Annotated in this window: 11 protein-coding genes; 9 read left to right on the top strand and 2 right to left on the bottom strand. The window is 40.5% G+C overall.

Going from position 1 to position 9,512, the window contains the following annotated elements; translation table 11 throughout:
• From Q0191_RS06120 to Q0191_RS06110, 3 genes are all read left to right on the top strand, one after another.
• A partial coding sequence (locus Q0191_RS06120; protein ID WP_297664769.1) for a sensor histidine kinase KdpD occupies nucleotides 1-1,338 on the top strand: 1,338 nt, incomplete at its 5' end.
• 74 nt (nucleotides 1,339-1,412) lie between these two features.
• Entirely contained in the window at nucleotides 1,413-1,799 is a 387-nt protein-coding gene (locus Q0191_RS06115) for a VOC family protein (protein WP_005590267.1), read from the top strand.
• 89 nt (nucleotides 1,800-1,888) lie between these two features.
• A complete protein-coding gene (locus Q0191_RS06110; RefSeq protein ID WP_297664766.1) occupies nucleotides 1,889-3,286 on the top strand; it encodes a polysaccharide deacetylase family protein in 1,398 nt (465 codons plus the stop codon).
• Between the two features lie 82 nt (nucleotides 3,287-3,368).
• Here Q0191_RS06110 and Q0191_RS06105 read toward each other — a convergent pair whose 3' ends face one another.
• Nucleotides 3,369-4,457, bottom strand: a complete 1,089-nt coding sequence (locus Q0191_RS06105) for a DEAD/DEAH box helicase (protein ID WP_297664774.1) — start codon at nucleotides 4,455-4,457, stop codon at nucleotides 3,369-3,371.
• Nucleotides 4,450-5,430: a Gfo/Idh/MocA family protein gene (locus Q0191_RS06100; protein WP_297664765.1), complete on the bottom strand. Its 981-nt coding sequence runs from the start codon at nucleotides 5,428-5,430 to the stop codon at nucleotides 4,450-4,452. Before Q0191_RS06100 ends, Q0191_RS06105 begins: the two co-directional genes overlap by 8 nt.
• 104 nt (nucleotides 5,431-5,534) lie before the next feature.
• Between Q0191_RS06100 and udk the strand changes: the two genes are divergently transcribed.
• From udk to Q0191_RS06070, 6 genes are all read left to right on the top strand, one after another.
• Nucleotides 5,535-6,170 carry a uridine kinase gene (gene udk / locus Q0191_RS06095; RefSeq protein ID WP_185758389.1) on the top strand — a complete coding sequence of 212 codons (636 nt, stop codon included), beginning with the start codon at nucleotides 5,535-5,537 and terminating at the stop codon, nucleotides 6,168-6,170.
• A gap of 40 nt (nucleotides 6,171-6,210) precedes the next feature.
• A complete protein-coding gene (locus Q0191_RS06090; RefSeq protein WP_297664772.1) occupies nucleotides 6,211-6,879 on the top strand; it encodes a YoaK family protein in 669 nt (222 codons plus the stop codon).
• A gap of 57 nt (nucleotides 6,880-6,936) precedes the next feature.
• Complete coding sequence (locus tag Q0191_RS06085) at nucleotides 6,937-7,614, top strand: hypothetical protein (protein WP_297664761.1); 678 nt, start codon at nucleotides 6,937-6,939, stop codon at nucleotides 7,612-7,614.
• Nucleotides 7,615-7,677: 63 nt separating this feature from the next.
• Entirely contained in the window at nucleotides 7,678-8,343 is a 666-nt protein-coding gene (locus Q0191_RS06080; RefSeq protein ID WP_297664759.1) for a DUF443 family protein, read from the top strand.
• Nucleotides 8,344-8,430: 87 nt separating this feature from the next.
• A complete protein-coding gene (locus tag Q0191_RS06075; protein WP_125381865.1) occupies nucleotides 8,431-8,985 on the top strand; it encodes a hypothetical protein in 555 nt (184 codons plus the stop codon).
• A 126-nt stretch (nucleotides 8,986-9,111) separates the two neighbouring features.
• Nucleotides 9,112-9,512, top strand: a 401-nt coding sequence (locus Q0191_RS06070) for a TipC family immunity protein (protein WP_297664756.1), incomplete at its 3' end; no start/stop codon positions are given.

Genomic DNA, 9,512 nt, shown 5'->3' with positions numbered 1-9,512 from the left:
TATGCGGATGATTTTTCTTATTTCATTCGCTATTTTGGTGTATTCACCCTGATTTTCTCGGCCATGACGCTCATTATTATCCAAGTCATGCGCTCTAGCCTTTACACGACCGTTGATGATAATCTCAAAAGTCTCAGTCAAAATCCCGCCTGGGTAGCCAATCTAGCCTATCGGACGACGGGACGGCAATACCAAGAACCAGAGCACAAAGATTCAGAGTCTGTGCAAGCTCATGATATCAAGATTGAGGAACCGGGCAGGGTCAATGTTAGCGCCAATACTTCAGCCATTCTTTTGAATGATGATTATCAGAATGTATCAGCCAAAAATAGCTTTTTAAACTTTGATGCGATTAAATTTAACAAACGCTTTCTTAATCAAATCAAGCAAATACAACTAACTAATAGCTATGGACAGGTCGAGAGTTATCGGGCCTATATGTTCGACATTGATCCAGATGATGAAATTGAAAATGTCAAATACGCAGTTGTCATGACCAGTATCAGCCAGCTGGAGCAGACTAGCGAAAAGCATGAAAAGCTGATTGCCATTGTCATGATTAGTTTCTGGGGTATCTCTTTGATTGCCAGTATCTATCTGGCTCGGATGAGTGTCAAGCCTCTCTTGGATAGCATGCAAAAGCAGAAGTCTTTTGTTGAGAATGCCAGCCATGAATTGAGAACGCCTTTGGCCGTGCTGCAAAATCGTCTGGAATCTCTCTTCCGTAAGCCTGAGGCCACGATTATGGATTCTAGTGAGAGCATCGCGTCTAGTTTAGAGGAAGTGCGAAATATGCGCCTGTTGACCACCAACTTACTCAATCTAGCTCGGCGCGATGACGGTATCAAACCAGAATACGGTGAGGTCACGCCAGACTTCTTCACAACAGCTTTTTCTAACTATGCCATTATTGCAGAGGAAAGCGATAAGGTCTTTGATTTCAAAAATCTAGTTTCAAAATCAATCACAACAGACAAGGTCTTGCTTAAGCAGGTGATGACTATCCTTTTTGATAATGCTATCAAATACACGGAAGAAGATGGAGAGATCTATTTCGTGGCCTCTGCCAATGATCGGAGCTTGACCTTGCGGATTTCTGACAATGGTCCAGGGATTGCGGGCGACGACAAGAAAAAAGTCTTCGATCGTTTTTATCGGGTGGATAAGGCTCGGACTCGGCAAAAAGGTGGTTTTGGACTTGGCCTATCCTTGGCGAAACAAATCGTGGACGCCTTAAAAGGAACCATCACAGTCAAAGACAACAAACCGCGTGGAACTATTTTTGAAATCAAAGTTCCCCTTAGGTCAGATATTAGAAAACGAATCAGCAAAAGCTGAAAAATTTTTCATATTATTTCAAATTTGACTGCTTTTGCGGTATAATAAAAGAAAGAAATGAGAGAGGTACAACCATGACATCAAAAATGTTGCATACTTGTTTACGAGTGGAAAATTTAGAGGCTTCAATTGCCTTTTATGAAGACGCGTTTGGTTTTAAGGAATTGCGCCGCAAGGACTTTCCAGAACACGCTTTTACCATTGTTTATCTCGGTTTGGATGGAGATGATTATGAGCTTGAATTGACCTATAATTATGACCACGGACCTTATGTGATTGGGGATGGATTTGCTCATATTGCTCTTAGCACGCCTGATTTGGAAGGCTTGCACGCTGAACATGCTGCTAAGGGCTATGAAGTGACTGAGCCAAAAGGGCTGCCTGGAAATCCACCGAATTATTATTTCATCAAAGATCCTGATGGCTACAAGGTCGAAGTGATTCGAGAAAAAAGTCTTTAAAAATAGGTGAAACTTGTATTTTAGCACTTGTAAGATACAAGTTTTTTAACATTAGAATCATTTTATGACAATAGCTTAGGGGATAATAAATGAAAAGACAACATAAAAGGAAGCGTAGACGAAAATACAGACTGATTCTCAGTTTTCTGAATCTGCTTCTCTTAGGATTTCTTGTTTTTGGCGGACTGCGAATCTATGAAATGTTTCAGGAAAGGGAATTCCAGAAAAAGGTTACAGAAGTGATTGCCAAGGAAGAGCAAGAGCATGCTGACAATGCCGAAAAGCAGGCTGGTAGGATTGGCAGCCATTATGTGGCGGCTTTTTACCCTCTTATGAATGGGCAGCCGCTTCAAAGTGTCAAAGATAAAATGTTACAGGATAGTCAGAGCATTTCAGATGACAAAAAGCAGAAGGAAAACTTGACTGCTTTGACTTTTTACTACACGGAAGAAAAGTCTACTACTCTGGCCAATACCAAGGAAGTGATCATTCACCGTAAAGATTACAGTATCTCGAAAAGAGACATCAAGTCTGAAGAAGCGAGGGAAGTAGCCTCGACTTATATCAATCAAGAAGGGGCAGCGGTGACTTTGGACAAGCTGTTTCAAAATCCAGAAGCTGCCAAGGAAATTTTCCTGAAGGAGTTGACCAGTCAGCTAACCTTTAGACAGGTGGAGGAAAGTCAGCAAACAACAGCTTTAAACGCCCTCCGTGAAATAGAACTGAGCCAGTGGGATTTTCATTACGAGGATAGTTTATTTTCCATTCGTCTGACCAAAGAAATCAACGGTGTGTCGAGCGTGACAGTGCCTCTATCTAGTTTTTATGACCTAATCCGTTCGGAATATTTACAGGGGGCTGATTTGGAGGCTTACCAGCAGTATGAAACCAAGCGGCATGAGAAAATGGTTGCCCTGACCTTTGACGACGGTCCCGACGGTAAGACGACTCCTCAGGCTTTGGAAATTCTGAAACGCTACAATGCTAAAGCAACCTTCTTTATGGTGGGACAAAATGTTGCTGCCAATCCAGAACTGGCTAAACGTGTCCTTGATGAAGGCCATCAGCTCGGCATCCATACATGGAGCCATCCAGATTTGACCAAATTACCTCTGAATCAATCCAAAAAGGAAATCTTAGACACTCAGGAAGCCATTTATAAGGCGACTGGTATCCGACCTATGATCACAAGACCGCCTTACGGAGCCATCAACTCTACGGTTCAAAATGCTGTAGATCAGTCCTTTATTATGTGGAGCGTGGACAGTCTCGATTGGAAAACACGTAATACAAAGGCTATTATGCAGGAGATCGTGAAGACCCAGCCGGGATCTATTATCCTCATGCACGATATCCATCAGACGTCCATCGATGCTCTGCCAAGCGTTCTTGACTATCTGAAGAACAACGGCTATACTTTGGTGACAGTTGATGAACTATTAGAAAATCAGCTTCAACCACATCAGATTTATTACAGCAGAAATTAAAAAAAGCATTGGAAATATTAAATTTCCAATGCTTTTTGCTTTGCCATCATCACATAAGAATATTGATTACCGTAATTCTCGCTTAAGGACACACATACAGTTCTTGTTTTTTCAAGATGATTTCGCGGACAGAGGCATATTTTTTGAGAGTTTTTAGTTCTTCTGGGTGGCTGATGAAGGTGATGACATAGCCTTCCTTACCCATGCGACCTGTTCGGCCAGAACGATGAGTGTAGGTTTCCAGATCGCGCGGCACTTCGTAGTTGACTACGCACTCTAGAGAATCAATATCAATGCCACGCGCAACTATGTCAGTCGCCAGCAAGAGTGTGATATCGTAATCTTTAAATTTCTCAAGAATGACCTTGCGGAATTTTACATTAACATCGCTGGCTAGAGAGACCGCACTAGCTCCTCGGTACTGAAGCTTTTCTTCGGCGCTGCCCAAATCTGACAAGCTGTTGAAAAAGACTAGACCACGAAATTCTTCTACATTGGATAGTTTGCGCAAGAGTTCGACCTTGTCACGCTTTTCCACCTGGATATAGAAGTGCTGGATATTGTCTAAAGTCTGGTCGTCAATGCTGATGCGCAGAGTATTTTCGGCAATCTTATCTTGGTCGAACTTAGCAGTAGCACTCATGTAAATCAGCTGGTGGTCACGCGGTGCATAATGCAGAATCTTATCAACAAACGCATACTGGGAATCACTGAGAAGTTGATCAAATTCATCTAGGATAATAGTATCAACATTCATCATCTTGATTTTCTTGAGCTTGATGAGCTCAAAAATCCGACCCGGTGTGCCAATCAGTATCTCAGGACCTTTCTTGAGTCGCTCAATCTGCCTTTTCTGGCTATTACCAGAGAGGAGGAGTTGACTGCTCAAGCCTAAGGGCTCCGCCCAAGACTTACAAACATCAAAAATCTGTCCCGCCAGCTCTGTATTTGGAGCTAAAATTAAAAGCCGCTGCGCTTTTTTAGGCTTCAATCTCAATAAAATAGGAAAGAGATAGGCCAATGTCTTGCCCGTACCGGTCGGACTGATGCCTAGCACCGTTTCTCCCTGGAAAATGGGCTGGAATATTTTTTCTTGGATGGCAGTCAGTTTAGCAAAACCGAGCTGATTTAGCTGTTCCTGCCAGACTGTTGGAAATGTTTCTTTAATCATGGTCAACCTCAAATCTAATGCCAGCATCTTTTCTCATAGCAAACAGACACTCATGCACAGCAGTAGCAGCCTGCAGGTAGTCGCTATAAAGCTCTTTCCGGTCGCCTTTAAGTACACGAGCAAAAGCCTGAGCCTCTTCCAGCATTTGATGCTCTGCTTGGTGGATAGCTAGACTTTCCGTCTCTCCATTGAGCTTTTGGAAAATAGCAGAGCGGATGAACTCGATACCGTCTAAGGTCAGAGTGCCTTGGTCCGTATAGATTTCAGCTGGCAGCTGGCTATGAATATTTTTCCCAGCTTGGATACGAACCTGAAAATCAGGATAAATCAGACTGCCAGAACCGTTAAGGTCAACGCTATTTGGCAGTTGTTGAGCTGTATAGCAGGTGTTTTGTGGAGCACCAAAGAGTCGGACAGCTGCATAAAGCGTGTAGACACCCAGATCCATCAGAGCACCGCCTGAGAATTTGGCAGAAAAAACATTAGGCTCTTGTCCAGTCAGCAGGGCTCCCATCTTGGAGGAGTATTTGGCATAAGTGAAATTGGCTCCCCAGATTTTCTTGTCTTTTAGGAAGTCCTGAATGACTGCAAAAGCTGCTTCGTGGTAGTTTCTAGCTGCCTCAAAGATATAAACCTGATGCTCAGCTGCCAGCTTGACCAATTCTTGCCATTCTTCAGGCCTTGATACAGCCGGCTTTTCAACAATGACATGTTTTCGAGCCAAAATGGCTACCTTGGCATGGTTGAAATGGAGGCTATTGGGACTGGCGATATAAACCACATCTAGGTCGGCAGATAAGAATTCAATCATATCGGTGTAGAGTTCGACGTTTTTATAATCTTGCGCAAAACGCTCCGCGGCACTCAAAGTTCGCGAGTAAACAGCTGTAAACTCATACTCACCGCTTAGTCGGGCTGCTTTAATAAACTCGTGGGAAATAGTTCCCGTACCGATGATACCTAGTCGTAACATACTTTCTCCTTTAAAATGATTTTCCTGAATTTTTCTTGATTCACCCTTTCATTATATCATGAATTGCGGTAAAATAGATAGGATAACAAGTAATGGAGAAAACAATGCAAAACAGACCTATTATTATCGGTGTTACAGGTGGCTCTGGTGGGGGAAAAACCAGTGTATCTCGGGCGATTTTAGATAATTTTCCAAATGAAAAGATTTCTATGATTGAGCATGATTCTTACTACAAGGATCAGTCGCATTTGACCTTTGAGGAGCGGGTCAAAACCAACTATGACCATCCTTTTGCTTTTGATACAGATCTCATGATTGAGCAGATCAAGGAGCTTTTGGCTGGCCGTCCAGTGGACATCCCAACCTATGACTATACGGAGCACACGCGCAGTAATAAAACCTATCGTCAAGAACCGCAGGATGTCTTCATTGTAGAGGGGATTTTGGTCTTGGAAGACCAACGCCTCCGTGATTTGATGGACATCAAGATTTTCGTCGATACTGATGATGATGTGCGTATTATTCGTCGGATTAAGCGGGATATGGAAGAACGTGGACGCAGTTTGGATAGTGTCATTGAGCAGTATCTGGGTGTCGTAAAGCCTATGTACCATCAATTTATTGAGCCAACCAAGCGCTATGCGGATGTCATCATTCCAGAGGGCGCTTCTAATAAAGTTGCGATTGATTTGATTACCACCAAGATTGAAAAGATTTTGGAGGAAGCTAGAGAAGGATAGAAAGGAAGTCTGGTGTTACACTGGACTTTTTGGGTCAATGATGAAAAAGTTAGTCAAAAGGGAATTTCACTCCCGATCGAAGTTTTTTGCTTGCCTGCTGACCTTTTGCGCAGGATTCGTAGATGCCTACACTTTCATGAAGCGTGGAGGCACCTTGGTCGCTGGACAGACAGGGAATGTTGTTTTTTTGTCCGTTGAGATGATTCACCATAAAACTGGAGAAATTGAAGTGAAACTGGCTACCATGCTGGCTTTTATGCTGGGTATCTTCCTGATAACTGTTTTCCGCCCCTTTTTTGAACAATCAATATGGCGGGTAAGTAGCATTTCACCAATGGTTCTCATCTGTACTCTGGTAGGTTTTATGCCAAGTACCGTGCCTAATATGCTGATTGTTCCTCCGATTGCTTTCTGTATGGGGGTCGTTGCCACAGCTTTTGGCGAAGTGGATGGTATAGTCTACAATAATTCCTTTATGACAGGAAATATCAAGAAAACGATGGTGGCTTTTGGAAATTTTGTGCGAACACAGGAAAAACCATACTTGAAAGAGGGCATTTTCTTTGTTGCTTTGTTAGGAAGCTTTGTCATCGGAGCCATTATTTCGACCTATCTGCTCCAATTTTACGCCTTACGAACCATTTGGATCGTTGCAGGAATTCTATTTGCCTTCATGATGTTCCGCTTGGTTCAGTATGTACGAAGATAAAGGTGGAATGGCTAAGGGATGAAGAAGCCTGATTAGTAAATTATTAAAAGAAGAGAAATGAGAGAAATAATTTTTATTGGACAGAGCGGTAATGAAGCCGTCTACTATAATACGAGGACAAAAGAAGCCTTAGTGGCGAACAAAAGTGCCCTCTTAAATACAGAAGGGGCAAGAAGATCTAATAGAGCCATTATTCCTTTGATTTTGCTTTTTGCATTATTTGGTGGAGGTACTGGAGTTGTGATTTTTTCTTTCACTAGTCCATTTCGATTAAACGAGAGGATGATTCCAATCATTTTATTAGCTATATTTTTAGTTTTTGTTGGCAGTACTTATATGTTGGAAAAGGCCTTGTATAAAAATGTTCGATCCACAGTTTTAGCAAGCGAGGAACAGTTTAAAGATGCGGTGAATGGAAGTTTAATTTGGGAAGGTTTTTCCGATAAGAAGGCCACATTTGGTAAGATCTTCTTTTTCTTGTTTATTATATTGATTCTTCTATTTTGTGTGGGGATTGTAGGTATGTTTGGAATACCAGGAATGCTTATTCCTTATTATGACCATGATTGGTTCGATCTTTCATTATTATTTTCACCATTGGCAGGGGTGCTTCCAGCTGCGGTTGTGATTTCTCTATTCCAAAACAATCCCATTCGCTGGCTCTTAGCAGTGAGAAAATTCGAGCGAGGGCAAGTAGTATTTAAAGAAGAAGCTGAGGAGATAAAAGTTAATTAACACGAGTTCTTTTTTAAGAATACAAATGAGAATGATATTGAAATGCACCACAAAGAGGTTTTTATGCAAGCACATCATGTAAATTTTCGTTATATATTATTAGAGGATGGTAAGGAATACTTTCTATTGGATAAGTTACCGACATTGTGGGGTTATTTTTTTCCTTATCTGAATTGGTTTAGCAATCGAACGCTTTACCGATTGACAGAGTCGCAGTTTTTGGAAATCCGAATGCGTAAAAAACATTGGTTGGAGACCCTTCTAATTCCAGCACCAGTATTTTTAGCTGTTTCGGTCTGGGCAGGGCGGATTCGAACTAGTGAAAGCTTATATGCTTACCTTAATTCGCATCGCTTCTCGTTCACTGAAAGATGGCTTTATTGGCTTCTTGCTTTTATACTAGCAGTCGTACTTGCAAATCTAATCCATTTTTTATCATCTCGGTCTTTAGCAAAGAAATTTAATTTTAGTCTTTATAAAAAAGAACAAGGGAAAATAAAATTAGCTAAATTAGCTCCTTGGATGAAAAAGCAGTTTAAGGGCGTTCTGATTCTTAACTTCCTAATCTTTTTGTTTAGCTTTTTCATTTTAAATTGGGGGACTTTAGTCTTTCTGATGTTTCATGGTCTTATATTACTGATGTGTACACTTTTAGCTGGTGATCTAAGCTATAGTGAGAATTGTCAGTATACAATAGAAAGAGATGAGAAAGATAGTGCCATAAAATAAAGGTATTTGCTTTCTAGTTGTTAGCTGCAGTGCTAGTAAAAATAAAATTCTGAATAAGTAAAATATTCCATAATACGGGAGACCAAAGTGATTACATTTAAAAGTTTGTTATTTCTTGGAAATTTTCAAGAACAAGATATTTTCTATCATTTTGAATCAGGGAAACTCTATTCTTACTCTTATAAACCAGATAAGGTATGGGACATTAAATGGGCAGTGTTAGCTTCTGGACTGGTGCTAACCAACTTACTATCTTCCATCGGCTTTCTTACTTTCTCAAATTCTTTTGTAAAATATGGTTTGCTTATAAGCATGATATTCACCATTGTTCTTTTAGTAGAATGGGCTCTGAAACTCAAACATGATCAAGAATTGATAAGTTTTAATCCTAGTAATTATTTTGGTTGGTCTGACTTTATTAAGAAGTGCAAGAATAACTTGTTGTTCCTCTCATTGACAGGTATTGTTTTCTCTGTAATGACATTTCAATTTTTATTGACCTATCTTCAAGAAGCAAACTTGTATAACTATATCCTATTTAGTCTTTTTTTCCCAGTTTCCTATTTTTTAACATTTAAGGTTCGACCAATCAAAAGATTTTTGATGTTAAAGAAATTATCCGAGGAGATATCTAATACTTAAGTTACTACCAATAGGTAATGTTGTCCAGCTTAATAAAGAGAAAGTAAAAATCACTATTCTCTATATGATAATGATGAAATCTATTATGCGAGTGTTCATTATAAAAATATTCTGGGTTTGCCAGATATGAGTAAGATTATAAGAAGTAATACGCCATATGTAGGTGAGCCGGCCTGGATAAACTATCGCCGTGCCAAACCTAGGTTGGCAGATGATGAAGATTTGCAGCTATATATCAATTCCGATGGCTTGCTTGCTGTTATGTATAGTAAAAAGTTATCAGGAGATACTTATCTCAACATTGACTATGTATATGAGAACGGTTTCGTTAAACAAAATGTTTCCATTGCTTTCTCCAAAGTTTCGAATTTTACTGTTCAAGCTTTTATTAATCAGTCTAAAAAAAGGGGCTATGTCAGGACAGCAGATGAAATTTATCGCTCTATTGGAGGTGAGGAGCCTCCACGTAAGAGTCTAGTGTCAAAAGAGGAGATATTGGACTATCTGAAGGATTATGATATTGATCA

Source organism: uncultured Streptococcus sp. (assembly GCF_938036805.1).
Lineage (GTDB): Bacteria > Bacillota > Bacilli > Lactobacillales > Streptococcaceae > Streptococcus.
This window is presented reverse-complemented; position numbering and strand designations above follow the sequence as displayed.

Excerpts from the sequence above, each read along its gene's own strand:
- Q0191_RS06080 (WP_297664759.1), top strand. The coding sequence starts at position 7,678 with ATGCAAGCACATCATGTAAATTTTCGTTATATATTATTAGAGGATGGT.
- Q0191_RS06115 (WP_005590267.1), top strand. The coding sequence starts at position 1,413 with ATGACATCAAAAATGTTGCATACTTGTTTACGAGTGGAAAATTTAGAG.
- Q0191_RS06110 (WP_297664766.1), top strand. The coding sequence starts at position 1,889 with ATGAAAAGACAACATAAAAGGAAGCGTAGACGAAAATACAGACTGATT.
- Q0191_RS06085 (WP_297664761.1), top strand. The coding sequence starts at position 6,937 with ATGAGAGAAATAATTTTTATTGGACAGAGCGGTAATGAAGCCGTCTAC.
- Q0191_RS06090 (WP_297664772.1), top strand. The coding sequence starts at position 6,211 with ATGAAAAAGTTAGTCAAAAGGGAATTTCACTCCCGATCGAAGTTTTTT.
- udk (WP_185758389.1), top strand. The coding sequence starts at position 5,535 with ATGCAAAACAGACCTATTATTATCGGTGTTACAGGTGGCTCTGGTGGG.
- Q0191_RS06105 (WP_297664774.1), bottom strand. The coding sequence starts at position 4,457 with ATGATTAAAGAAACATTTCCAACAGTCTGGCAGGAACAGCTAAATCAG.
- Q0191_RS06100 (WP_297664765.1), bottom strand. The coding sequence starts at position 5,430 with ATGTTACGACTAGGTATCATCGGTACGGGAACTATTTCCCACGAGTTT.